Genomic DNA, 22,002 nt, shown 5'->3' with positions numbered 1-22,002 from the left:
CTTTTCGGCTCTGGTTTAGTCCCGTGGCGCCGTGTGGATACTAACCACAACAACCGACGAGAACGTCCGGAGTTAAATCATGAAACGCAGCTCACTGCTCGCTACGCTTACTCTTTTGTTAAGCCTGATGTCCGGCTTTGCCTTTGCTCAGGCGGCGAGCATCAATATCAATACCGCCGACAGCACCAGCCTGGCCTCGCTTTCAGGCATTGGCCAAAGCAAAGCCCAAGCAATTGTGGAATACAGAGAGGCTAACGGCCCTTTCGCCAGCACCCAAGACCTGACCAACGTTAAAGGCATTGGCGCACGAACAGTCGAAAAAAATGCAAACCGGCTAAAGACTCAAGACATAAATAGCCCCAAGGCACCCTAAAAAAACGGGTGGTTGCGATTAAGCAACCACCCGTTTTTTTAACGCCAACCAGCCCCACCTCCGCCTTATAACATTTCGATCGCCATCGCAGTTGCTTCACTACCGCCAATACACAGGGCCGCAGCACCTTTCTTTTTGCCGCAGCGCTGCAGCGCTTACATCGGAGTGACCAAAATTCGCGAACCTATTGAGCCTACGGGGTGGCCCTGTTCAATTGCGCGTTGCGCACGATTGAGGGAGCTGATGGCGTAGTTATCCATGCCTTCTCGAGTATGACCTTTTTTATCGGCCATTTCTTGCGCAAAAGTACCTATCAAACAGCCCGTTTCAGCATCTTCCAAACCGTCAAAAAACATGTGGTCCTGAGGCCATCGCCTGGCCCCATGCGGTAACCACTGCGTGCTTTTAACAACCAATACGGAGCGCTTGACATGGTTGCTATTAACGGAAGCTCGCTCAAGCGTATTTCAGCCCTCAGGCACTGCACAAAAACTTATGGTCTATGGGGCGCAGCCAAGTAGTCTTTGGATTGCATTTCCAGCAAGCGCGACTCAGTGCGCTCAAATTCGAAGTTTAGCCGGCCGCCGGCGTATAGTTCTACGATTGGCACCGCCGCCGAAATAATAACCTTTACATTACGATCGTAGAATTCGTCGATCATATTGACAAAGCGTCGAGCCTGGTCGTCTCTGTCCTTACCCAACAGCGGCACATTGCTGATGATAATGGCGTGGAACTGGCGGGCCAATTCGATATAGTCATTCTGGCTGCGAGGACCGTCGCAAACAGCTTCAAAATCGAACCACACCACGTCATCGGCATGGGCACGGGCTGGAATCTTGCGGCCGTTTATTTCCATCGATTTACTGTGCTTGCCTGCTTCCACCGCCAAATTTTCAAAACTCTTGGTCAGACTGGCATCGGCTTCAGCCCCCAGCGGCGAATGATAAAGCTGAGCTTGTTCCAGCGTGCGTAAGCGGTAATCTACGCCGCCATCTACATTCACCACATCGGTATGTTTTTTTACCAGCTCAATAGCCGGAAGAAAGCGCGCCCGCTGCAGACCGTCTTTGTACAAGCCGTCAGGAACAATGTTAGACGTGCACACCAAAGTAACGCCACGCTCGAACAGACCTTGCATTAAGGTGGCCAGTATCATCGCGTCACCAATGTCGGACACAAAAAACTCGTCAAAACAAATAACCCGGGTTTCATCGGCAAATTTTTTGGCCACAAGTTCCAAAGGATTCTTTTGCCCCTTCAACAGCTTGAGTTCATTATGAACGCGCTGCATAAAGCGGTGAAAATGCACTCTCATTTTGCGTTCGAACGGCAGGGCCTCAAAAAATGTGTCCATCAGATAGGTTTTTCCGCGGCCAACGCCGCCCCAAAAATACAGACCGGTGATCGGCTCCTTTTTGCCCGTTCCCTTGCCCAGCTTGCGACGCAATTTTGACATCTTGCTGTCGCGGGAGCTTTCCGCTGCCAACAGTTTGTCGTAAAGTGATTGAAGACGCTTTACGGCATCCTCCTGTGCAGCATCACTCAGGAACTCCGGACGTTGGAGGTCCTGCTGGTAGCGTTGCCAGGGTGGCATATTGATTGAACTGGCAGTGGGCATAGACGCTGTCATCTGTGGTTTCCAAGGGTTACTGGTCGATTTTGGCGCTGCATTCTCGCGCAATTTGAGTTTTTTCGCCATGTGGTGCCACAACGCGACAATAAGACGATTGGCTCAAGCTTTTGTCGTGGGCGTATGGAGTCAGTGACGTTATACTCATTACCTGTTCTACGGTTCACTATTTTTAAAAGGACAAAGCAACTTATGACAAACCTGATTATGGCAGCAGTTGCCGCCCTGGTGGTTGGCATTCTGATCGGGGTATTGCTGGGCCGCTCTACCGGGCAAGGCTCATCTCTGCGGCAACGTCGCACCGAGCAGCAAGTTGATGAGCTGCGCAACGAATATACCCGCTATCAGGCGCAGGTTAACGAGCACTTTATGGAGTCCGCCCACCTACTGCGCCGCTTCAATGACAGCTATCGCGATGTTAATCAGCACATGGCCAAAAGCGCAACTCGCCTGTGTAACGACGACGAGCTGATCCATGAGCTAGAGCAGAACTCAGCTCAACGCCTGAAAGATGAGCGCAAAGAAGGTTCAGAACCGCCTCGCGACTATGCGCCAAAAGACCCTGACGGTTCTGGCACGCTGGCAGAAGATTACGGTCTGAAAGAAAAAGCCAAAGCTAGGGCCAAAGCAAAAGCCTGAGAACATGCTGGCCTAAGCCGGGTTATCGCACTCGATAAACCGGTGGGCCAGACCCAACTCCTTCGCCAAGGCCTCCCCTAACGCCTGAACGCCGTAACGCTCGGTGGCGTGATGCCCAGCCGCAAAATAGTGAATCCCCCGCTCTCTGGCGATATGAGTCGTGGGTTCTGAAATCTCTCCGCTTATGTAAGCATCCAGCCCTGCATCCGCCGCAGTATCAATAAATCCCTGCGCACCACCGGTGCACCAAGCCACCGTTTTGATCAGGTCTGGTCCGCCCTCAATATGCAAAGGTTGCCGCTGCAAGCAACCCGAAATACGCTCGCTTAGCGCCTGAGGCGTTAACGCCTGAGCAAACTCACCACGCCACACCAGACCGTTCAAAGGCTCCGGGCTATCAATACCTAACACCCGGGCCAGATTGCGGTTGTTACCATACAGCGGATGATCATCCAACGGCAGATGATAACCCACCAGATTGATCTCGTGAGTCAGCAGGGTTTTCAAGCGATTGCGCTTTATACCCACTACACGCTGGTCTTCACCTTTCCAGAAATAACCGTGGTGCACCAGAACCATATCTGCTTTCAACTCCACCGCCGCATCCAGTAGCGCCTGTGAGGCTGTAACGCCGGTAATCAGCGTGTTTATCTCGGCCTTTCCTTCCACTTGAAGCCCGTTAGGGCTGTAATCCTGAAATTTTTCGGGCGTCAGCCAGCTCTCCAGCAGCGCCATAATCTCGTTTCTATGCGCCATAGCAGTGCCAGACCTCGATAATCAGCGTGTATCACAGAGTGTTTTTAACGCCTCCAAAAGAGCATCGTTCTGTGGCGCTTTAGAAATGGTGATACGCAGAAAATCGTTGATTCTTGGCTTGTTAAAGTGCCGAACGATCACACCTTGCTCTCGTAAGCCGTTCGCCAAATCAACTCCAGCCCGTTGCGGATGGCGGGCAAACACAAAGTTAGCTCTGGACGGAAGCACCTCGAAGCCCAGTTTCTGCAAACATTTGCTAACCCGCTCGCGCTCACGAATCACCCCGTTTCGGCTGTCCTGAAACCAGTCATCGTCTTCATACGCGGCCTGTGCGCCCGCCAAAGCAAGGCGATCGAGAGGATAGCTGTTGAAGCTGTCTTTCACCCGGTTCAAAGCCTCTATCAGTCCCGCATTACCGGCAGCAAAACCGACCCGCAAACCCGCCAGCGAACGTGATTTCGACAGAGTTTGAGTAACCAGCAGATTTGGATAAAGGTCAATTAAGTCAATGGCGGTTTCGCCGCCGAAGTCGATGTAAGCTTCGTCAATTACGACGACTCGGTCGGGATTGGCCTTTAGCACCACCGCAATCTCGGTAAGGTTCAGGTAGCGGCCAGTGGGCGCATTCGGATTGGGAAAAATGACGCCTCCGTTGGGCTGGCTGTAATCATCAGGGTCAATCGCAAACTCGTCATTCAATGGCACTTTGCGAGCTTTGATGTTGTAAAGAGCGCAATACACAGGATAAAAGCTGTAGCTGATGTCCGGGTAAAGTATCGGTTGGTCCTGCTGAAACAGTGCGCAAAAAACATGCGCTAAAACTTCGTCGGAACCGTTACCCAGAAACACTTGGTCGGCTTTAATACCATGGTAGGTGGCAATGGTTTCCTTCAGCGCCTGACCCTCGGGATCCGGATACAGGCGCAGATTGTCGTTAAGCTCGGCTTGAATGGCTTCGATGACCTTGGGCGACGGCCCAAAGGGGTTCTCGTTGGCATTGAGTTTTACCAGATTAGCGATTTTGGGCTGTTCGCCAGGAATGTAAGGCACCAAATTGTGAACCAGTGGGCTCCAGAATTTGCTCATGTGTGTTCTCCGTAGCGGTGGCCGTTGGTAATGCGGCGTCTAATCTTGCTGAATTCGGTATTCTGCCGAGCGCGCGTGGGCGGTCAGGCCCTCGCCTCTGGCCAGTACGGAAGCCACTCGCCCCATACGGCTCGCACCTTCGGCGCTAAATCCGATAATAGATGAGCGCTTCTGGAAATCATAGACACCCAGAGGCGATGAAAAGCGCGCGGTACCGCTAGTAGGCAGCACGTGATTCGGGCCGGCACAATAGTCCCCAAGGGCCTCGGCGGTATACCGGCCCATAAAAATAGCACCGGCATGGCGAATGTCCGCCAACAACGCTTGCGGATCAGCAACGGACAATTCCAGATGCTCCGGCGCAATTCGATTGGATACTTTGGCCGCTTCTGCCAGATCGGCAACCTGAATCAGAGCCGCGCGATCGGCCAATGAGGTGCGGATAATCTCCGCCCGCTCCATGGTGGGTAGCAGTCGTTCAATACTGGCTGCCACCGCATCCAGAAACTCGGCGCTGGGGCTGATCAGAATCGATTGCGCCTGCTCGTCGTGCTCGGCCTGGGAAAATAGATCCATCGCAATCCAGTCCGGATCGGTCTGACCGTCACAAATCACCAGAATTTCCGACGGCCCGGCAATCATGTCGATACCCACGGTGCCAAACACCTCGCGCTTGGCAGTCGCTACAAAAATGTTGCCCGGGCCCACAATCTTATCCACCGCCGGCACCGTTTCAGTGCCATAGGCCAGCGCGGCCACTGCTTGAGCACCCCCAATGGTAAATACCCGATCTACTCCGGCAATCGCCGCCGCCGCCAGCACCATGTCATTCACCACGCCATCCGGTGTCGGCACCACCATAATCACTTCGGCCACGCCGGCGACTTTTGCTGGTATGGCGTTCATCAGAACCGACGACGGATAGGCCGCTTTGCCGCCGGGCACATACAGCCCTGCCCGATCAATCGGTGTAATCTTCTGCCCTAGCACCGTGCCGTCGGCGTCTTCATATTGCCAGGATTCCTGACGCTGGCGCTGGTGATAATCCCGCACCCGGCGAGCCGCGTGCTCCAAGGCATCACGCTGGTCCTGAGGAATGGTTTTCAAGGCATGCTGCAACCGTTCCTGACTCATTTCCAACTCGGCTACGCTGCTAACGTTCAGGCGGTCAAACTTGGCGGTAAACTCCAGAACAGCCGCGTCACCGCGGGTTTTCACCTCGTGCAGAATATGGCGCACCGACTCGTTCACCTGATGATCCACGCTGTCATCCCAGGCCAACAGGGCAGACAGCGCGCTGTCAAAGCCTGCATCGGAGGCGTTCAATCGCTGGATGTTAACGGTCATGTGCTAAACCCTGTAGTTAATAAAACTGAGAGTGAATAAGAACTGAGAGTGAAAGAGTGCGGGCTATAGAAAATAAGCAGCCCGCGCCGAAAAGAGTTTGCCATCACCTAAGGTACAGCAAAGCAAGTGCGGGGCGGCTTTTCAAAACTGTGCGGAGCCATGGATGGCGGAGCCCAAGCGTCACATGGATGTGCTTGAGCGTGTTTTGAAAAGCTGCCCCTCACTTGCTTAACTCCAAAACAACGGGGCAAAAAACTCTTCCCGGGCGCCCACTCCAGTCCTCGCTAGCTATCGACGCTTTTCCACCGCAGCCGACATCATTTCAATAATGGGTTTTATACGTTCGTGTTTCATTTTCATGGAAGCACGATTCACAATTAATCGGGTGCTGATATGTTCGATCAATTCCCGCGCTTCCAAGCCGTTGGCTTTCAAAGTATTGCCGGTATCAACAATGTCGACGATCTCATCGGCCAGACCCAGAATCGGCGCCAGCTCCATAGCACCGTAAAGCTTGATAATGTCGGCTTGGCGGCCTTGAGCGGCATAATAGCGCCGCGCCAGATTCACAAACTTGGTAGCGACCTTCAAGCGCCCAGTCGGGACCGGACACCCTTTGGCGCCGGCGGTCATCAGGCGGCAGCGAGCGATATTCAAATCCAGCGGCTCGTAGAGGCCTTCACCACCGTGTTCCATCAGCGTGTCTTTGCCCGTCACGCCCAAGTCAGCAGCACCGTATTGCACATAGGTCGGAACGTCGGTGGCTCGAAGAATAAGCACGCGCACATGGTCGTTGGTGGTAGGAAACACCAACTTGCGGGACTTATTTACGTCGTCGATCAGCTCAATTCCGGCTTCTGCCAGCAAGGGCAAGGTTTCTTCCAGAATGCGGCCTTTCGACAAGGCAATAGTGATGGAATCTGTCATATCGTATCCGGTTTCCCGTTAACTCTTTGCTGCCGTGTTACTTAACCCGGCAAACGGCGAATGCTGGCACCCAGCAACTGCAGTTTTTCCTCGATGCACTCATAGCCGCGATCGATGTGATAAATACGATCAACCACCGTGTCGCCCCGGGCTACCAAGCCCGCAATCACAAGGCTGGCAGAGGCACGCAAGTCGGTGGCCATGACCGGTGCACCAGTCAAATGGTCAACGCCTTTTATAATCGCCGCGTTGCCTTCCATGGTGATATCGGCACCCATGCGGATCAGCTCTTGCAGATGCATAAAGCGGTTTTCAAAAACCGTTTCTATGATGGTGCCCGTACCTTCAGCGATACAGTTCATGGCCGCAAACTGGGCCTGCATATCAGTAGGAAATGCAGGATAAGGGGCGGTACGAATACTGACGGCTTTGGGCCGCTTGCCTTTCATATCCAGCTCTATCCAGTCTTTACCACTGGTAATGTGGGCGCCAGCTTCTTCCAGCTTCGATAACACCACATCCATCAAACCTTCGCGGGTATCTTTCAGTTTTATTCTGCCACCGGTAGCAGCGGCAGCCACAAGATAGGTGCCAATTTCAATTCGGTCGGGCAGTACATGATGGTGGCAGCCATGCAGACGCTTTACACCGTTAATCTCAATAGTAGAAGTACCGTGACCTTTAATATCGGCGCCCATGGCAATAAGGCACTCAGCCAAATCCACCACTTCTGGTTCACACGCGGAATTTTCCAGAATGGTTTTGCCGTCGGCCAGAGTCGCTGCCATCAGCAGGTTTTCAGTACCGGTAACGGTCACCATATCCATGAAAATGTGCGCGCCTTTCAGGCGGCCATTGGTTTTCGCTTTTATGTACCCATTTTCTACGGAAATTTCAGCACCCATGGCTTCCAGGCCCTGAATGTGCAGGTTCACCGGGCGGCTACCAATGGCACAACCGCCGGGCAAAGAAACCTGTGCTTCGCCAAAATGCGCTACCAACGGGCCTAATACCAGAATGGACGCGCGCATGGTTTTCACAAGCTCGTAGGGCGCATGGAAGTGCTTAATGGTGTTGGCGTGAATTTCAACACTCATCTTCTCATCAATCATCAGCTCAACGCCCATACGGCCAAGCAGCTCAATCATGGTGGTGACATCGTGCAGGTGCGGCAGATTGCTGATGGTGACCGGTTCATCGGCCAAAAGTGTCGCAGCAAGGATCGGCAAAGCAGCGTTTTTGGCGCCGGAGATGCGAATTTCACCGTCTAACGTCCTGCCCCCGCGAATCAGAAGTTTATCCACAACAAATAGTATCCTGTATTTTGCGGGCTATCAGCCCTGGCGCGCAGCCCATTCGGCGGGAGTAAAGGCCTTGGGATGCAGAGCGTGAATGGTGCCATCCATAATCATCTGAAACAGCGCTTTATTGATCAGCTGTTGGCGCTTGATGGTTGGTAAACCTTCAAAAACGTCGCCCACTGCCACAACCATGCAATGTGAGCCGTCAATCTGCACCTGAATCTCACAGTCTGGCAGCTCATTCTGCACCAGCGTGGTAATTTCGGCGACATCCATAAACACTCCTCGGACATTGAAAAATCAAGGGGCGGAATTGTAACCAATTCCTTAGCCGGGGTCAGCTTTCGCATCGGATAATCCGCATCAATGCTGGTCGCCAGCGATGCGTGCCAGGTTAATCCGCGTTTACGCCAGATCTGACAGGAGAAAATCCTGGTAATGCGTCATTCAGACTTGCCAGCGCAGCTAACGCCAGCAAGCGCTCACCGGGGTGATCAAAGCGCAGGTTCAGCGAGCGCTCGCGCGCGAACCGTTGCCAACACAAAAGTACCGACAGCAACGAGCTGCTAGCGCTAGTCAACTTTGCCAAGTCCACGGTGATATCGCCTTTGGCCCCGGCCAACAAAGCCTCTCCGCGCTGGCGCAGGTCCGCAGTGGCCATGGCGTCGGCTTCGCCGTCAATTGTCAAGTTGTTGTCGCTGAAATTAAGCGTTGGCTGAGGATTACTGACGCTCATTGTTGCCCTGCTTTTTCGTCAATGGCCTGCTCTAGATTAAGGCTCTCAGCCGCATCATTCCAGCCGTCGATCACCACCTGCACCTGGTCTCTGTTGGCTTCCATTTCCTGACTGAACCGGTCACGGAACGCCAGTCCGATATTCACCCCTTCCACGATCACATTTTCCATCATCCACTGGTCATTTTTGGCGCGGTACATGGAGTAGGTAACAGGGTAGCGATTGCCTGTTTCGGTAATCACCTGCATATCCACAGACGCACGGTTATCATCGCGGGGGTTGAACGTAGCGCCGAGCACCTCGATGCGAAAGTTGCGCGATTCTACTAAAGCCTGGGCATAGCTCTCAAATAAGCTGCGTTTGAACTTTTCTACAAACTGATCACGCTGTTCCGGAGTCGCCTGGCGGGCATAGCGACCCATTACCCGGGCAGCAATGCGGCGGAAGTCCACAAAACCCTCCATAGCCTGGTTCATGCTGCTGTAAAACGCTTCGGAGTCGTCTTGGTACAACCCCCGTTCCCGGTTAAGCTGTTCAACCATGCGTTGGGTGTTGTCGTTCACATAGGCTCGCAACTGTTCTTCAGTATCGGCTTGAACTGACACGGCAAGCAGACTGAGCAAAACGAACAGAAAAATGGATCGATAACGCGCGACGGTCATCTTGGTGTCTCCGGTTGGGTGCTTGTTAAAAAGGCCTTAACGGCCAGAGGCAAAATTACTGATCAGCCGCTCGATATTCATCGCCGACTGGGTGGTGTAAAAGTTGTCACCCGGCTGCAGGGACTCCAAATCGCCACCAATGGATATGTCAATATACTGCTCACCCAGGAGACCGGATGTACGTATCATCGCGGCGCTGTCAGCAGGGATGTTGTTGACATCGGAGTTAATGGACAATGTTACGCGGGCCTTAAACGTATCGCGATCCAGCTCGATCGACTCGATAGAACCAACCTGCACTCCCGCCATTGACACTTTACCCCGTGCCCCCAGGCCTCCCGTATCGGTAAAGTCTGCATATACGGTGTAGGTGCTGCCAGCCGCAGCCAATGACAAACCGCTGACTTGCAGCGCCAAAAACATCATGGCACCCATGCCTGCCAGCACGAACAATCCAACAATTATTTCAGTGGTTCTTTGCGCCATCACCGGCTCCTGTTAATTTCCAGATAATCAGAAATTGCCGAACATTACGGCGGTCAATATAAAGTCCAGCCCAAGCACGGCCAGCGACGAATACACCACGGTTTTTGTGGTTGCCGAACTGATGCCGGCGGATGTTGGCACGCAGTCATAGCCTTGATACACCGCAATCCAGGCGCACACAAAACCAAACACCACACTTTTTATGACGCCGTTTAGCACGTCGTCACGAAAATCAACCGAAGCCTGCATGTTGCCCCAGAACGAGCCTTCGAACACACCCAGCCATTCCACTCCCACCAGCATACCACCAAGGATACCTACCATCGAAAACACCAGGGCCAGAATGGGCATACTCAGAAAGCCCGCCCATAGCCGCGGCGCTATGACTCGGCGCAAAGGGTCTACGCCCATCATTTCCATGCTTGAAAGCTGCTCTGTGGCTTTCATCAAGCCAATTTCTGCGGTCAACGCCGAACCGGCGCGGCCAGCGAACAAGAGCGCGGTCACCACCGGTCCCAATTCGCGCACCAGGGTCAGGGCGATCATCTGGCCAATGGCCGACTCAGAGCCAAAGTCGCTGAGAATCGTGTAGCCCTGCAAGCCAAGTACCATGCCAATAAACAGCCCGGAAACCACCACAATCACCAGTGACAGCACCCCAACCGAATATATCTGTTTCAGCAGCAGCGGCAAGCCCACCGACGGTTTTGGCACACCTACCAGCACGCCCAGCAAAAACTGACTGGCTCGCCCAAAAGACGCCAGAAAATCCAGCGTGTTTTTGCCCAGGCGGGCAATCGCATCCATCATTGCTTTGCTCCCGATTGCAGGACTGCCAGCCCGAAATCCGCGGCGCGTTCTGGCGCCGGATAGTGAAAAGGTACGGGCCCGTCGGGCTTGCCCTGCAAGAACTGCTGCACTTTCTCTGATGAGTGTTCACGCAGTTGTTCCGGCGTGCCAGCGCCGATCACCTTGCCGTCAGAAAGAATACAGGCGTAGTGACAAATACTGAGAGATTCCGGTACGTCGTGAGACACCAGCACGCTGGTCAGACCCATGGCACTGTTCAGTTGTCGAATAAGCTTCACCACCACGCCCATGGCGATGGGGTCTTGGCCGGCGAAAGGCTCGTCGTACATAATCAACTCCGGGTCCAGCACAATGCTGCGCGCCAAGGCCACTCGCCGCGTCATGCCGCCGGACAGCTCTGCGGGCATCAGGTCGCGCGCGCCCCGCAGGCCCACGGCTTCCAGCTTCATTAGAACGATGTCGCGAATCATGTCTTCCGGCAGTTTGGTGTGTACCCGCAACGGGAACGCCACGTTCTCGTAAACACTCACATCGGTAAACAGGGCCCCACTTTGGAACAGCATGCCCATTTTTTTTCGCAGCTGATACAGCGCACCACGCCGCAGCTTGGGTATGTTGTGGCCGTCAACCAAAACCGAGCCAGACTCCGGCTTCAGCTGTCCGCCAATCAAACGCAACAATGTTGTTTTCCCGGTGCCACTAGGACCCATGATCGCAGTGATCTTGCCACGAGGAATTTGCAAGCTGAGGCCATCAAAAATACGCCGCCCAGACCGCGAAAAAACCACGTTTTCCAAGGAAATATAAGCAGCTTCTGCCATAACCCACCCCTTAAAAGAGCCGCTACATTATGCCAAGATGCACTCAAGCTCAATCCGCTATGGCTAAAATGTAACCTTGCGAACTGGCCGCAGCCGGGTTTTGACCCATTCAAAGACAGCCCACGCCTGCCCAATGTTATACTCTGTTTCATGACAGCCCAAGCGGCGAAATCTCGGCCATCAGCCGAATTAGAACTAAAGAGCAGGAACAGGATGACAGACCCAGTGCCAAAGGATTTCCGAGAATCCGCGCTCAACACCATCCGCATCGAGCGCGATGCCATTGCCAGCCTTGAACAGCGTATTGGTGAATCATTCACAAGCGCCTGCCAGGCACTTATGGCTTGCCGTGGCCGTGTAGTGGTGACCGGTATGGGCAAATCTGGCCATATCGGCAACAAAATTGCTGCGACTCTGGCCAGTACCGGCACACCGGCTTTTTTTGTTCATCCCGGTGAGGCCAGCCATGGTGATCTGGGCATGATTACCAGCCAGGACGTGGTGATCGCCATCTCCAACAGCGGCAATACCAACGAAGTGGTTACCCTGCTGCCATTGCTAAAGCGCATGGGCACACCGCTGATCAGTATGACCGGTAATCCGCAATCGGTGCTGGCACAGGAAGCATTGGCCAATCTGGACGTTAGTGTATTGAAAGAAGCCTGCCCTTTAGGCCTGGCACCCACATCCAGTACGACCGCCACATTGGTGATGGGCGATGCTTTAGCAGTTGCCTTATTGGAAGCAAGAGGCTTTAGCGCCGAAGACTTTGCGTTTTCGCACCCTGGGGGGCGCCTTGGCCGCCGTCTGCTGCTGCGAGTGCTGGACATCATGCACAGTGGCGACAGCGTTCCGGTAGTCAGTGAAGGTACGACCCTTAGCGGTGCGCTGCTGGAAATTTCCCGCAAGGGTCTGGGCATGACCACTGTCGTGGACAGCAACGGCGCCTTGATAGGTGTATTCACTGACGGCGACCTGCGCCGCAGCCTGGATAAAAACGTAGACGTACACACCACCGCCATAGAGCAACTGATGACCCGTAATGGCAAAACCATCCGCGCCGAGCAACTGGCAGCAGAAGCTCTGAATATCATGGAAGAAATGAAGATTAGCGCACTGCCAGTCGTCGGTGAGCACGGTGAGCTGGTGGGGGCCCTGAATATGCACGACCTGCTGCGTGCGGGAGTCATTTAATGGACACTCCTGTTGTGGATGCCCCTGATTGCCGGCCGCAATGGCCGGCCAGCGTGCTCGCCAAAGCAGCCAATATTCGCCTGATTGCACTGGATGTGGATGGCATCATGAGCGATGGAAAAGTTTACTTCAGTGCCAGCGGTGACGAGCTAAAAGCCTTCAATATTCTCGACGGGCTCGGACTCAAACAGCTGATGGCCGCAGGCATTACGGTCGCAGTCATTACCGGAAGGCGTTCACCACTGACCGAAAAACGCATGACTGACCTGGGTATTCCGCACTTGTTGCAGGGCCGCGAAGACAAACGCACTGCACTGCTGGAGATTGTCGATCTGCTGGGCATCCCGGCCAGTGATATTGCGTATATGGGTGACGATTTGCCGGATTTGCCAGCGCTTCGCTACGCCGGCCTTGGCATTACCGTGCCCAACAGCTATTGGCTGCTGCAGGAGCACGCCGATTACTGCACCCGCAGTCGCGGCGGTGATGGCGCGGTGCGCGAGGCCTGCGACCTGATTCTCGCTTCCCAAGGCAAGCTCGACACGGCCCTAGCGCCCTACCTTGAACCCTATCTTAAACCTGCCCGCGGCGCGGAAAGCGCACCATGACCTTAGGTAAAGGCGGCGGCCTGCTTGTTACGCTGTTACCGGAACAACGCCCCAGGTGGCAAACGATTGCCCTTCTGGCCACGTTTATTGCCGCCGCTGCACTGCTGTGGCACAGCGACAGCGAAGTACCCATGCCAACGCAAGATAGCGAACTGCGCGGTGACAGCGAGCCCGACAGCTTTGTGGTGGACGCCCTGTACACTTCCTACGACGAACAAGGCACCATCAAAATCCAGTTTGTCAGCCCTCGCATTGAACAGTTCGAGGCCAACGGATACGCCATCATGGCCGAACCACAAGCCACGATCCAAGGCGAGCCCGGCTCAGAACCCTGGCAGCTTACCGCCAAACACGGCAAACTGCTCGACGGCAACAGCCAGCTGGAGCTTGAAGGTGATGTGCGCATTGTTCGACAGATTGGTGAGCGCAGCGCCACCTTGAGCACGACCAGATTGACGCTGGATAACCGCACCAATATGGCGTACACCGATGCCCCCGTCGAAATCGTTGACGCCACCGGCACTACCAACGCCACGGGCATGAAAGCCTGGCTCAATGAACGTATTCTGGAACTTGATTCCCAGGTGGAAGGACGCTATGAAACTGGTAACTGAAGGTAATACACTCTTTTGGCGCCGCGCACGAGGCCTGGGCAAGAGGCTGGGCGTGAGCTTCGGGCTGGCAGGCTTACTCGTCAGCACGCCAGGCCTGGCCTTTGATCTTGATTCCAATATCCCCATCAACGTGGCCGCCAATTCAGCGCGGCTTGACGATGCCAAAGGCGTTGCAACCTACACCGGCGATGTTGAACTGGTGCAAGGCGACACCAAGCTGTTTGCTCAAGAGGTGGTGCTCTACCGCGACATAAATGGGCTTAACCGCATTAAAGCCACCGGCACCCCGGCCCACTACGTTCAGCCCACGGCCAACGGAAAAGGGGAAACCGACGCAAAAGCCCTCACCATAACCTGGTCTGCTGCCGAGAAGCAGCTGACCTTTGAACGCGACGCAGTGATCATGCAAACTGGCAATATTTTTCGCGGTGAACTGATTCTTTACGACACCGTGAACCGCGTCGTCACTGCCCAAGGCAGCACCGAAGCAGGCTCCGGGTCAGGCCGGGTAGAAATGACGATCCAGCCGCGCAGCACACAGGAATCCGATGGCCGTTCTCAGAGCCAGTAATCTGGCAAAAAGCTACAAACAGAAAAAAGTGGTGATTGACGTGTCGCTGGAAATTCGCAGCGGCGAAATCGTCGGACTGCTAGGCCCTAACGGTGCTGGCAAAACCACCTGCTTTTATATGATTGTCGGGTTGGTGCAGGCTGACCACGGCCGCATTACGATTGATAACCAGGACATCACCCCGCTGCCCATGCACGGCCGTGCCCGCAAAGGCATTGGCTACCTACCCCAGGAAGCCTCGGTGTTTCGCAAGCTCACCGTGCGCGACAATATCATTGCCATTCTGGAAACCCGTAAAAATATGAAACGGGCGGAACGCGAAGCGAAGTTAGAGGAATTGCTAGCCGAGTTTCACATCAATCACATCCGCGACAGTATGGGTATGGCCTTGTCTGGGGGCGAGCGCCGCCGGGTAGAAATTGCTCGCGCACTGGCTATGGAGCCCGCTTTTATTCTGCTGGACGAACCCTTCGCCGGGGTGGACCCAATCTCGGTTAGCGACATCAAGCAAATCATTCGCCACCTACGCGACAAAGGCATAGGCGTACTGATCACCGACCACAACGTGCGCGACACCCTGGACATCTGCGAAAACGCCTACATTGTATCCGGGGGCCATATTATTGCCTCCGGCAGCTCCGCCGAAATCTTTGCCAATCAACAGGTCAAAGAGGTCTACCTGGGCAACGAATTCCGGCTGTAATAAACCTTAAAAGTGGGCATGCGATGACATCGCCAAAGGTGAATCGGTTGATTCCCCGGCGAACTCTAGTAGACTCGGCAGAGAACTTGCTTGTGAACGCAAACCCCGGTTAGCCAACCTTTTTTCGGTGGCTGCCACGCGCCAACCGATCGAGTAATGGATTCCCAAGAATGGTGATGAAAGCTTCTTTGCAGCTCAAGCTGGGCCAGAGCCTGACCATGACGCCCCAGCTCCAGCAGGCGATTCGCCTGCTACAGCTTTCTACCCTCGACTTGCAACAGGAAATTCAGCAGGCACTGGAATCCAACCCCATGTTGGAAGCACCGGAAGACGACGATCACGGCGATGAGGAATCCACGCACGCTGACACCAACAGCGATCAAAATACGGACTCCAGCGCAACAGATGCCTCGGTGGACACCAGCAAAGACTGGGACGAAAACGAAAATGGTCCCGACTGGGCCAGCGAAAACGAAATCCCCGATACCCTGCCAGACGACCTACCAGTGGATACGGCTTGGGACGACGTATACCAATCGGCGCCGGCACCGGCCAGCAGCAATGGCGACGATAACGACTACGATTTTGAAACTCGCAACTCGCCCGCTGAAACCCTGCGCGATCACCTGGAGTGGCAGCTTAACCTGACCACCATGACGGACCGCGACCGCGCCGTTGCTCACGCCCTGATGGACGCCGTTGACGAGCGCGGCTACCTGACCAGCTCGCTGGCCGAGATTTATACCGGCCTGCAGGACGAACAAGACGACGACCCGCTGGAACTGGATGAACTTGAAGCGGTACTAAGACGCCTACAGTTTTTTGACCCACCCGGTGTGTTTGGCCGCAACTTGCAGGAATGCCTGCTAATCCAACTGAACCAGATGTCACCAGACACCCCTTGGGTTTCTCAGGCGCGCATGGTCATCACCCACTACATCAGCCTGCTGGGCAACCGTGACTACGCCCAACTGCTGCGTCGTAGCCGCTTAAAAGAAGATCAGCTAAAACACGTACTGGCGCTGATTACCAGCCTGAACCCGCGCCCCGGCGATGTGATTGACCGAACCGAACCGGACTACGTGATTCCAGACGTGATTGTGTACAAGCGCAACGAGCGCTGGCGGGTAGAGCTGAACCCAGAAATTGCACCGCGCATTCGCGTCAATGCCAGCTATGCTTCATTGATAAAGCGCGCTGATAGCAGCGCTGATAACACCTACATGCGCGATCAGTTGCAAGAGGCTAAATGGTTCATTAAAAGCCTGCAAAGTCGCAACGAAACGCTGCTAAAAGTGGCTACCCGTATTGTGGAATATCAACAGGGTTTTCTAGACCAGGGGGAAGAAGCCATGAAGCCGTTGATCCTCTCGGAAATCGCCCAAGCCGTAGAAATGCATGAATCTACCATCTCCCGGGTAACCACCCAGAAATTCATGCATACACCTCGCGGCATTTTTGAACTCAAATATTTTTTCTCCAGCCATGTCAGCACCGATGCTGGCGGAGAATGTTCTTCAACTGCCATCCGCGCCATGATAAAAAAACTGATAGCCGTTGAAACCTCCAAAAAACCGTTGAGCGACAGCAAGATTGCCGCCATGCTTGGGGAACAGGGAATCCAAGTGGCACGGCGTACCGTGGCCAAATACCGGGAGGCACTACAAATACCTCCATCGAACGAAAGAAAGCGACTGGTGTAGCAGCACCAATGTAACAACACCGATGCAATAGCAGGAGAAGCCTATGCAACTCAATATTTCTGGCCATCATGTCGAACTGACCGAAGCACTCAAAGAGTACGTGAACGAAAAGTTCCAGCGCTTGGAGCGCCACTTCGACCAGATTAGTAACACCAATGTGACTCTGCAGGTGGAAAAATTGCGCCAGATAGCCGAAGCTACCGTAAATATAAGCGGTGGCGAATTGCACGCTAAGGCCGAAAATGAAGACATGTACGCAGCGATTGACGCTCTGGTGGACAAACTGGACCGCCAGATCCTCAAGTACAAAGAAAAGCAAGTATCCCGGATGCATGGTAACTAACACCGGATACAACGCGTAAACGCTTCACGCGCTGCGGCATGGCACCATGCCGCAGCCTTTTTTTTAATGGAAGTACCGTCGACCCATGAGCGAGACATCCCTGACTATAGAAACCATCCTTGCCCCGGAACTGACACTTTGTAACGTGCCAGCGTCCAGCAAGAAAAGGGTTCTTGAGTTTATTGCAGAGCAAATTCACCTGCATAACGCCACCTTGGGCAACACTCAGATATTCAGCAATCTGATTGCCCGCGAGCGCCTGGGGTCTACCGGAATCGGCCAGGGCATCGCTATTCCCCACTGCCGCCTGGAAGGCCTGGAGCACGTTATTGGCCTTCTCATCACCCTCAGCGAAAGCGTGGACTTCGATGCCATTGACAACCAGCCGGTGGATTTAGTTTTTGCTCTGGTTGTGCCAAAAGAAGCCACCAGCGAGCATCTTGAGCTGCTTAGCCAGCTTGCAGAAAAATTCAACGACCGGGCTTTTTGTGACCGTCTGCGCCAGTCGGAAGATGCCATTACCCTATTTCAACGTATGACCTCGGGACGCTAATCTGTCTTGACCGGATCCACTTCGACCGTTCGCACTCAAAGGGGTATTAACGATGAAACTGATTATTGTTAGCGGCCGCTCCGGATCGGGTAAAAGTACCGCGTTGCACGTTCTTGAAGATCTGGGTTTCTACTGCATCGACAACTTACCCATTGGCCTTCTGTTCCCGCTGACCAAAGAAGCTGCCGCACAAGAGCCTGCCGGCCGCCTGCACAAAATGGCGGTGAGTATAGACGCGCGCAACCTGTCCGGTGAACTGGCCAATTTCGAAGATATTCACGGACGCCTGAAGGACACCGGCGTCAGCACTGAAATCATATTTTTAGACGCCGACGAGCAATCTCTGCTGCAACGCTTTCATGCTACCCGACGCAAGCACCCACTGAGCGACGATCACACGTCATTGCGCGAAGCCATTAGCTCAGAAAAAAAACTGCTGGAACCCTTGTCGAATCTGGCTGACCTTTACATAAACACCACTGGCATGGGCATGTATGATTTGCGGGACATGGTCAAACAGCGGGTGGTCGGCCGCAAAGACCAGGAACTGGCGCTGCTGTTCCAGTCTTTCGGTTTCAAGCACGGCGTACCGGTTGATTCAGACTACGTATTTGACGTGCGTTGCCTGCCTAATCCCCACTGGGACACCTCTCTGCGCAAGTTTACCGGCATGGACCAACCGGTGATCGATTTTTTGGAGAACGAACCCATGAGCGCAAAAATGGTGCAGGAAATCATCGCTTTTCTGACCTCGTGGCTACCAGCATTTTCCGACAGCAACCGCAGCTACATGACCATTTCCATTGGCTGTACCGGCGGCCAGCATCGCTCGGTTTATGTCTGCGAGCAAATGGGCGCCCACTTCCGCCAGCACAGCAACAACGTGCAAGTACGTCACTCCGAATTACTGCACCTGAACACCGTACAGGACGCCTGATTCAACCATGATCCGACGCCAGCTTTTTATCATCAACAAACTGGGTCTGCACGCCCGCGCAACGGCCAAACTGGTGGCTACAGCGTCTGCTCACCAAAGCAAAGTCAGAATCGCCGGAAAAGGCCGTGAAGTGGATGCCAAAAACATCATGCAGGTGATGATGCTGGCCGCCAGCCAGGGCACGGAAGTTGAACTGATTGCCGACGGTGACGACGAGCAACAGGCCATCATCGCGTTGACAGAACTGATCAACGATTACTTTGGCGAGGGCGAATAGTCGCTCACGCAGTGCCCGCAAGTTCGCTATAATACAGCCGTTTTCTGACAGCGGATGAGCCATGACCGATATTCTGGAAAAAAGCCAGGCACGCCAGCGTCTTCGCTCGTTAGGAGAAGCGCTGGACAGTGGTGCCCTGAAACAAGTGGCACGCATCCTCAATGGCGGCCTCAGCCCCAGTGATATCGCTCACTTGCTGGAATCATCGCCTCCGCGGCAACGGGCGCTGCTGTGGAATCTGGTCGACAAACAGCTTGAAGGCGAAGTTCTTCAGTATCTAAATGAAGACATCCGGGGCGATTTCCTAAGCAAATTCAACGCTCAGGAGCTGGCTGACCTGATTGAAGACTTTGAGTCGGACGATCTGGCCGACTTGCTTCAGCAGCTCCCCGACACGGTGATTCAGGAAGTTCTGAACACCATGGACGAACAAGACCGCCAGCGGGTGGAAGAGGTACTGTCGTACCCCGAAGACACCGCCGGCGGTTTGATGAACACCGACACCATTACGGTGCGCCCGGACATCAGCATTGACGTGGTGCTGCGCTATCTGCGCCGCCACCGCACCCTGCCCTCTATGACCGACAGCCTGATTGTGGTCAGCCGTCGCGATGAATTTATCGGCATGCTGCCGGTTACTTCCTTGCTGGTATCGAATCCTGCCGCCACCGTGCGTGAAGTGATGGACACTGATATTGAGCCCATCCCTGTCACTTTGTCAGATACCAAGGTTGCCATCCTGTTTGAGCGCTATGACCTGATCTCGGCGCCGGTGGTAGCGGAAAATGGCAAACTGCTGGGCCGCATCACCATCGATGACGTGGTCGATGTTATCCGCGAAGATGCCGATCACTCACTGATGCGGATGGCGGGCCTGGATGATGACGAAGACACCTTTGCACCGGTTTGGAAAACCTCACGCAGGCGCGCGGTTTGGCTGGGTATTAATCTGATGACCGCGTTCATCGCCTCTGGAGTGATCGGTCTGTTTGAAGAGACCATCACCAAGGTGGTGGCACTGGCGGTGCTGATGCCCATTGTGGCCAGTATGGGCGGCATTGCCGGCAGCCAGACCCTGACACTGGTCATCCGCGGTATGGCCGTTGGCCAGATCAGCAGCGCCAATGTAGGCTGGTTGTTAAACCGCGAGTTTCTGGTGAGTGCAATGAATGGCGTGTTGTGGGCTTTGGTGGTGGCCGGCGCGGCTACCCTGTGGTTCAAGGATATTATGCTGGGCGCGATCATTGCCGCGGCGCTGGTAATCAATCTTGTCGCTGCAGCCTTGGTAGGCACCGTGTTACCGTTGTTTCTGAAGTCGCGTAATATTGATCCGGCGCTGGCCGGCGGTGTGATTCTGACCACCGTCACCGATGTTGTCGGGTTTGTGTCCTTTCTTGGCCTCGCGACTCTTTTTTATGCTTGAACCTTTTACATCTAGATGCTTTTTAAATCTAAACAGATTTTTACATCTAAATAGCTTTTTACACCTAAGTAACCGGTAATTTCATGATTGATCATAACGAAGAAGAGTTTGAATACGACGGCCCCAGCAAGTCTCAGGTCAAGCGCGAGATGCACGCGCTGCAAGGCCTTGGCAAACAAATGCAGGAGCTCAGCCATGAACAGCTCGACAGCCTGCAAATCAGCGACACGCTGCGCCGCGCCATCGACGAATCGGTCCGCATCCGCCAAAACGAAGCCAAGCGCCGCCATTTGCAATACATTGGCAAGATCATCCGTCAGGAGCCCGACCCCGAGGCCCTGCAGGCCGCTATCACCGCGTTCTCTGCGGGCAGTGTAGAGCACACCCGCCGCCATCACCTGGCTGAGCGCTGGCGCGACCGTATCATCACCGAGGGCGACAGTATTGTTGGTGAGTTTTTAAGCCACTGCCCGGGTGCGGATATCCAGCATTTGCGCAATTTGGCACGCAATGCCCGCAATGAAGTGCAGAAACCGCAAAGCGCCGGCCACGGCCGAAAACTGTTCCGCTACCTGCGCGAGTGCATTGACGCCAACGAGCAAATGTAGGCCAGCCAAAAGCGTTTTGCGTGCTTACGCAGTGGCCGCTACAGGCGGCGATGACTCCATACCGGCATTTGCTGGCGCAGCTGATCCAGCCAATGTTTGTCCAACGCTGCGGTCACTATACCGGGGCCGTCCTCGTTAACCTCGGCCAGCACACTGCCCCAAGGGTCGCAGATCAGACTGTGGCCGTAGGTGCGGCGCTGACTGCTGTTGTGCCCACCCTGCCCGGCAGCTACCACGTATAGCTGGTTTTCAATGGCGCGCGCCCGAATCAGCGCGTGCCAGTGGGCATTTCCGGTTTTCCAGGTAAAGGCACTGGGCAGGCATACCCAGTCAGCGCCTTTGTCACGCAGCGCGCGGAACAGCTCCGGAAAGCGCAGGTCGTAGCAAACCGCCAGCCCCAGGCGCCCGGCTGGCGTGTCCACAGTAATCACCTGATCTCCCGCTTCGAAGGTATCCGACTCACGGTATTGGCCGTGGGCATCGTCCACTTGGGCATCAAACAGGTGGATTTTGTCATAACGCGCCACTTCGTCGCCCAGATCATTGAACACCAGGCAACTGGCTCGCACCCGGTCAGCAATGACCGAGCCATCCGGGCGCAGAGCCAACGGCAATGAACCGCCCACAATCCAAAGCTTCAGGGTTTTCGCCTGTTGTGCCAGAAAAGTTCGAATAATGCTTTCGCTACCGGCCTCCTGCTGCCCGCAGGGAAGCATTTGGTCGCTGGCCAGCACTGCGAAGTTTTCCGGCAGCACGGCCACCTTTACGCCCGCCTCCGCAGCCTGCTGTAAAAGTGCGGCGGCAGCATTCAAGTTATCCTGAAGCTGGTGCCCACTGACCATTTGCAGGGCCGCCACAAGCGCCGAGGATTGCTGTGTCATCACCAAACTC

Annotated in this window: 27 protein-coding genes and 1 pseudogene; 14 read left to right on the top strand and 14 right to left on the bottom strand. The window is 54.6% G+C overall.

The window, feature by feature from the left end; genetic code table 11:
- Positions 1-79 precede the first annotated feature (79 nt).
- On the top strand, positions 80-373 hold the full coding sequence (locus tag MIH18_RS20050; RefSeq protein ID WP_349292875.1) for a ComEA family DNA-binding protein: 294 nt from the start codon (positions 80-82) through the stop codon (positions 371-373).
- Positions 374-438: 65 nt separating this feature from the next.
- Here the strand turns inward: MIH18_RS20050 and MIH18_RS20045 are convergent.
- Positions 439-815: pseudogene (locus MIH18_RS20045) on the bottom strand (hypothetical protein); the annotation flags it as partial.
- 51 nt (positions 816-866) lie between these two features.
- Positions 867-1,970, bottom strand: coding sequence for a cell division protein ZapE (gene zapE, locus MIH18_RS20040; RefSeq protein ID WP_249014655.1), 1,104 nt, complete (start codon positions 1,968-1,970; stop codon positions 867-869).
- Between the two features lie 228 nt (positions 1,971-2,198).
- On the opposite strand from zapE, the gene MIH18_RS20035 reads away from it, so the two are divergent.
- The gene (locus tag MIH18_RS20035; RefSeq protein WP_249005557.1) at positions 2,199-2,645 is read left to right on the top strand and encodes a DUF1043 family protein; all 447 of its coding nucleotides are present in this window, start codon (positions 2,199-2,201) and stop codon (positions 2,643-2,645) included.
- Between the two features lie 12 nt (positions 2,646-2,657).
- On the opposite strand, the gene MIH18_RS20030 is transcribed toward MIH18_RS20035, so the two are convergent.
- The 11 genes from MIH18_RS20030 to MIH18_RS19980 form a co-directional block, all read right to left on the bottom strand.
- Positions 2,658-3,401 (bottom strand): Nif3-like dinuclear metal center hexameric protein, encoded by a 744-nt coding sequence (locus MIH18_RS20030; protein ID WP_283164058.1) that lies wholly within the window; start codon positions 3,399-3,401, stop codon positions 2,658-2,660.
- Between the two features lie 21 nt (positions 3,402-3,422).
- Positions 3,423-4,487: a histidinol-phosphate transaminase gene (gene hisC, locus MIH18_RS20025; protein WP_249005558.1), complete on the bottom strand. Its 1,065-nt coding sequence runs from the start codon at positions 4,485-4,487 to the stop codon at positions 3,423-3,425.
- A 39-nt stretch (positions 4,488-4,526) separates the two neighbouring features.
- The gene (gene hisD, locus MIH18_RS20020; protein WP_249013316.1) at positions 4,527-5,834 is read right to left on the bottom strand and encodes a histidinol dehydrogenase; all 1,308 of its coding nucleotides are present in this window, start codon (positions 5,832-5,834) and stop codon (positions 4,527-4,529) included.
- A gap of 288 nt (positions 5,835-6,122) precedes the next feature.
- Positions 6,123-6,761, bottom strand: coding sequence for an ATP phosphoribosyltransferase (gene hisG, locus MIH18_RS20015; protein ID WP_249005560.1), 639 nt, complete (start codon positions 6,759-6,761; stop codon positions 6,123-6,125).
- Between the two features lie 41 nt (positions 6,762-6,802).
- Complete coding sequence (gene murA, locus MIH18_RS20010; RefSeq protein ID WP_249005561.1) at positions 6,803-8,065, bottom strand: UDP-N-acetylglucosamine 1-carboxyvinyltransferase; 1,263 nt, start codon at positions 8,063-8,065, stop codon at positions 6,803-6,805.
- Between the two features lie 30 nt (positions 8,066-8,095).
- The gene (locus MIH18_RS20005) at positions 8,096-8,338 is read right to left on the bottom strand and encodes a BolA/IbaG family iron-sulfur metabolism protein (RefSeq protein ID WP_249005562.1); all 243 of its coding nucleotides are present in this window, start codon (positions 8,336-8,338) and stop codon (positions 8,096-8,098) included.
- A 118-nt stretch (positions 8,339-8,456) separates the two neighbouring features.
- Positions 8,457-8,798, bottom strand: coding sequence for an STAS domain-containing protein (locus tag MIH18_RS20000; protein WP_249005563.1), 342 nt, complete (start codon positions 8,796-8,798; stop codon positions 8,457-8,459).
- Positions 8,795-9,460, bottom strand: a complete 666-nt coding sequence (locus MIH18_RS19995) for an ABC transporter substrate-binding protein (protein WP_249005564.1) — start codon at positions 9,458-9,460, stop codon at positions 8,795-8,797. Before MIH18_RS19995 ends, MIH18_RS20000 begins: the two co-directional genes overlap by 4 nt.
- A 36-nt stretch (positions 9,461-9,496) precedes the next feature.
- The gene (gene mlaD, locus MIH18_RS19990; RefSeq protein WP_249005565.1) at positions 9,497-9,946 is read right to left on the bottom strand and encodes an outer membrane lipid asymmetry maintenance protein MlaD; all 450 of its coding nucleotides are present in this window, start codon (positions 9,944-9,946) and stop codon (positions 9,497-9,499) included.
- 27 nt (positions 9,947-9,973) lie between these two features.
- Complete coding sequence (gene mlaE, locus MIH18_RS19985) at positions 9,974-10,771, bottom strand: lipid asymmetry maintenance ABC transporter permease subunit MlaE (RefSeq protein WP_249009018.1); 798 nt, start codon at positions 10,769-10,771, stop codon at positions 9,974-9,976.
- Positions 10,753-11,577 carry an ATP-binding cassette domain-containing protein gene (locus MIH18_RS19980; RefSeq protein ID WP_249005566.1) on the bottom strand — a complete coding sequence of 275 codons (825 nt, stop codon included), beginning with the start codon at positions 11,575-11,577 and terminating at the stop codon, positions 10,753-10,755. Before MIH18_RS19980 ends, mlaE begins: the two co-directional genes overlap by 19 nt.
- A 213-nt stretch (positions 11,578-11,790) precedes the next feature.
- On the opposite strand from MIH18_RS19980, the gene MIH18_RS19975 reads away from it, so the two are divergent.
- The 12 genes from MIH18_RS19975 to yjgA all read left to right on the top strand — a co-directional run bounded on the left by MIH18_RS19975 (position 11,791) and on the right by yjgA (position 21,111).
- Positions 11,791-12,771 carry a KpsF/GutQ family sugar-phosphate isomerase gene (locus tag MIH18_RS19975; protein WP_249005567.1) on the top strand — a complete coding sequence of 327 codons (981 nt, stop codon included), beginning with the start codon at positions 11,791-11,793 and terminating at the stop codon, positions 12,769-12,771.
- On the top strand, positions 12,771-13,379 hold the full coding sequence (locus MIH18_RS19970; RefSeq protein ID WP_249005568.1) for an HAD hydrolase family protein: 609 nt from the start codon (positions 12,771-12,773) through the stop codon (positions 13,377-13,379). The genes MIH18_RS19975 and MIH18_RS19970 overlap by 1 nt, the downstream gene beginning before the upstream one ends.
- A complete protein-coding gene (gene lptC, locus MIH18_RS19965; RefSeq protein ID WP_249005569.1) occupies positions 13,376-13,993 on the top strand; it encodes an LPS export ABC transporter periplasmic protein LptC in 618 nt (205 codons plus the stop codon). The genes MIH18_RS19970 and lptC overlap by 4 nt, the downstream gene beginning before the upstream one ends.
- Positions 13,977-14,564 (top strand): lipopolysaccharide transport periplasmic protein LptA, encoded by a 588-nt coding sequence (lptA, locus tag MIH18_RS19960; RefSeq protein WP_249005570.1) that lies wholly within the window; start codon positions 13,977-13,979, stop codon positions 14,562-14,564. The genes lptC and lptA overlap by 17 nt, the downstream gene beginning before the upstream one ends.
- Entirely contained in the window at positions 14,542-15,267 is a 726-nt protein-coding gene (gene lptB / locus MIH18_RS19955) for an LPS export ABC transporter ATP-binding protein (RefSeq protein ID WP_249005571.1), read from the top strand. The genes lptA and lptB overlap by 23 nt, the downstream gene beginning before the upstream one ends.
- 170 nt (positions 15,268-15,437) lie before the next feature.
- Positions 15,438-16,970 (top strand): RNA polymerase factor sigma-54, encoded by a 1,533-nt coding sequence (locus MIH18_RS19950; protein ID WP_249005572.1) that lies wholly within the window; start codon positions 15,438-15,440, stop codon positions 16,968-16,970.
- 43 nt (positions 16,971-17,013) lie between these two features.
- Complete coding sequence (gene hpf / locus MIH18_RS19945; RefSeq protein ID WP_249005573.1) at positions 17,014-17,313, top strand: ribosome hibernation promoting factor; 300 nt, start codon at positions 17,014-17,016, stop codon at positions 17,311-17,313.
- An 85-nt stretch (positions 17,314-17,398) separates the two neighbouring features.
- The gene (gene ptsN / locus MIH18_RS19940) at positions 17,399-17,866 is read left to right on the top strand and encodes a PTS IIA-like nitrogen regulatory protein PtsN (RefSeq protein WP_249005574.1); all 468 of its coding nucleotides are present in this window, start codon (positions 17,399-17,401) and stop codon (positions 17,864-17,866) included.
- Between the two features lie 52 nt (positions 17,867-17,918).
- Positions 17,919-18,803 carry an RNase adapter RapZ gene (gene rapZ / locus MIH18_RS19935; protein WP_249005575.1) on the top strand — a complete coding sequence of 295 codons (885 nt, stop codon included), beginning with the start codon at positions 17,919-17,921 and terminating at the stop codon, positions 18,801-18,803.
- A 7-nt stretch (positions 18,804-18,810) separates the two neighbouring features.
- Positions 18,811-19,080 (top strand): HPr family phosphocarrier protein, encoded by a 270-nt coding sequence (locus MIH18_RS19930; RefSeq protein ID WP_018402368.1) that lies wholly within the window; start codon positions 18,811-18,813, stop codon positions 19,078-19,080.
- Between the two features lie 61 nt (positions 19,081-19,141).
- Positions 19,142-20,503: a magnesium transporter gene (gene mgtE, locus MIH18_RS19925; RefSeq protein ID WP_249005576.1), complete on the top strand. Its 1,362-nt coding sequence runs from the start codon at positions 19,142-19,144 to the stop codon at positions 20,501-20,503.
- Positions 20,504-20,586: 83 nt separating this feature from the next.
- On the top strand, positions 20,587-21,111 hold the full coding sequence (gene yjgA, locus MIH18_RS19920; protein ID WP_249005577.1) for a ribosome biogenesis factor YjgA: 525 nt from the start codon (positions 20,587-20,589) through the stop codon (positions 21,109-21,111).
- Positions 21,112-21,149: 38 nt separating this feature from the next.
- On the opposite strand, the gene MIH18_RS19915 is transcribed toward yjgA, so the two are convergent.
- Entirely contained in the window at positions 21,150-21,992 is an 843-nt protein-coding gene (locus MIH18_RS19915; RefSeq protein ID WP_249005578.1) for a carbon-nitrogen hydrolase family protein, read from the bottom strand.
- Between the last annotated feature and the right edge of the window lie 10 nt (positions 21,993-22,002).

It is taken from the genome of Marinobacter sp. M3C (assembly GCF_023311895.1).
Taxonomy (GTDB): Bacteria; Pseudomonadota; Gammaproteobacteria; order Pseudomonadales; family Oleiphilaceae; genus Marinobacter.
The sequence above is the reverse complement of the archived record's forward strand: the minus strand, read 5'-3'. Positions and strand labels throughout refer to the sequence as shown.

What these genes read in the sequence shown, in the direction of transcription:
- MIH18_RS20005 (WP_249005562.1), bottom strand. Translation starts at nt 8,338, where the DNA reads ATGGATGTCGCCGAAATTACCACGCTGGTGCAGAATGAGCTGCCAGAC.
- MIH18_RS19995 (WP_249005564.1), bottom strand. Translation starts at nt 9,460, where the DNA reads ATGACCGTCGCGCGTTATCGATCCATTTTTCTGTTCGTTTTGCTCAGT.
- mgtE (WP_249005576.1), top strand. Translation starts at nt 19,142, where the DNA reads ATGACCGATATTCTGGAAAAAAGCCAGGCACGCCAGCGTCTTCGCTCG.
- MIH18_RS20030 (WP_283164058.1), bottom strand. Translation starts at nt 3,401, where the DNA reads ATGGCGCATAGAAACGAGATTATGGCGCTGCTGGAGAGCTGGCTGACG.
- zapE (WP_249014655.1), bottom strand. Translation starts at nt 1,970, where the DNA reads ATGCCACCCTGGCAACGCTACCAGCAGGACCTCCAACGTCCGGAGTTC.
- MIH18_RS19970 (WP_249005568.1), top strand. Translation starts at nt 12,771, where the DNA reads ATGGACACTCCTGTTGTGGATGCCCCTGATTGCCGGCCGCAATGGCCG.
- MIH18_RS19950 (WP_249005572.1), top strand. Translation starts at nt 15,438, where the DNA reads ATGGTGATGAAAGCTTCTTTGCAGCTCAAGCTGGGCCAGAGCCTGACC.
- MIH18_RS20000 (WP_249005563.1), bottom strand. Translation starts at nt 8,798, where the DNA reads ATGAGCGTCAGTAATCCTCAGCCAACGCTTAATTTCAGCGACAACAAC.
- MIH18_RS19980 (WP_249005566.1), bottom strand. Translation starts at nt 11,577, where the DNA reads ATGGCAGAAGCTGCTTATATTTCCTTGGAAAACGTGGTTTTTTCGCGG.
- hisD (WP_249013316.1), bottom strand. Translation starts at nt 5,834, where the DNA reads ATGACCGTTAACATCCAGCGATTGAACGCCTCCGATGCAGGCTTTGAC.
- MIH18_RS19915 (WP_249005578.1), bottom strand. Translation starts at nt 21,992, where the DNA reads ATGACACAGCAATCCTCGGCGCTTGTGGCGGCCCTGCAAATGGTCAGT.
- MIH18_RS20035 (WP_249005557.1), top strand. Translation starts at nt 2,199, where the DNA reads ATGACAAACCTGATTATGGCAGCAGTTGCCGCCCTGGTGGTTGGCATT.
- lptC (WP_249005569.1), top strand. Translation starts at nt 13,376, where the DNA reads ATGACCTTAGGTAAAGGCGGCGGCCTGCTTGTTACGCTGTTACCGGAA.
- mlaD (WP_249005565.1), bottom strand. Translation starts at nt 9,946, where the DNA reads ATGGCGCAAAGAACCACTGAAATAATTGTTGGATTGTTCGTGCTGGCA.
- MIH18_RS19975 (WP_249005567.1), top strand. Translation starts at nt 11,791, where the DNA reads ATGACAGACCCAGTGCCAAAGGATTTCCGAGAATCCGCGCTCAACACC.
- MIH18_RS19930 (WP_018402368.1), top strand. Translation starts at nt 18,811, where the DNA reads ATGATCCGACGCCAGCTTTTTATCATCAACAAACTGGGTCTGCACGCC.
- lptB (WP_249005571.1), top strand. Translation starts at nt 14,542, where the DNA reads ATGGCCGTTCTCAGAGCCAGTAATCTGGCAAAAAGCTACAAACAGAAA.
- yjgA (WP_249005577.1), top strand. Translation starts at nt 20,587, where the DNA reads ATGATTGATCATAACGAAGAAGAGTTTGAATACGACGGCCCCAGCAAG.
- lptA (WP_249005570.1), top strand. Translation starts at nt 13,977, where the DNA reads ATGAAACTGGTAACTGAAGGTAATACACTCTTTTGGCGCCGCGCACGA.
- MIH18_RS20050 (WP_349292875.1), top strand. Translation starts at nt 80, where the DNA reads ATGAAACGCAGCTCACTGCTCGCTACGCTTACTCTTTTGTTAAGCCTG.
- hisC (WP_249005558.1), bottom strand. Translation starts at nt 4,487, where the DNA reads ATGAGCAAATTCTGGAGCCCACTGGTTCACAATTTGGTGCCTTACATT.
- hpf (WP_249005573.1), top strand. Translation starts at nt 17,014, where the DNA reads ATGCAACTCAATATTTCTGGCCATCATGTCGAACTGACCGAAGCACTC.
- ptsN (WP_249005574.1), top strand. Translation starts at nt 17,399, where the DNA reads ATGAGCGAGACATCCCTGACTATAGAAACCATCCTTGCCCCGGAACTG.
- hisG (WP_249005560.1), bottom strand. Translation starts at nt 6,761, where the DNA reads ATGACAGATTCCATCACTATTGCCTTGTCGAAAGGCCGCATTCTGGAA.
- rapZ (WP_249005575.1), top strand. Translation starts at nt 17,919, where the DNA reads ATGAAACTGATTATTGTTAGCGGCCGCTCCGGATCGGGTAAAAGTACC.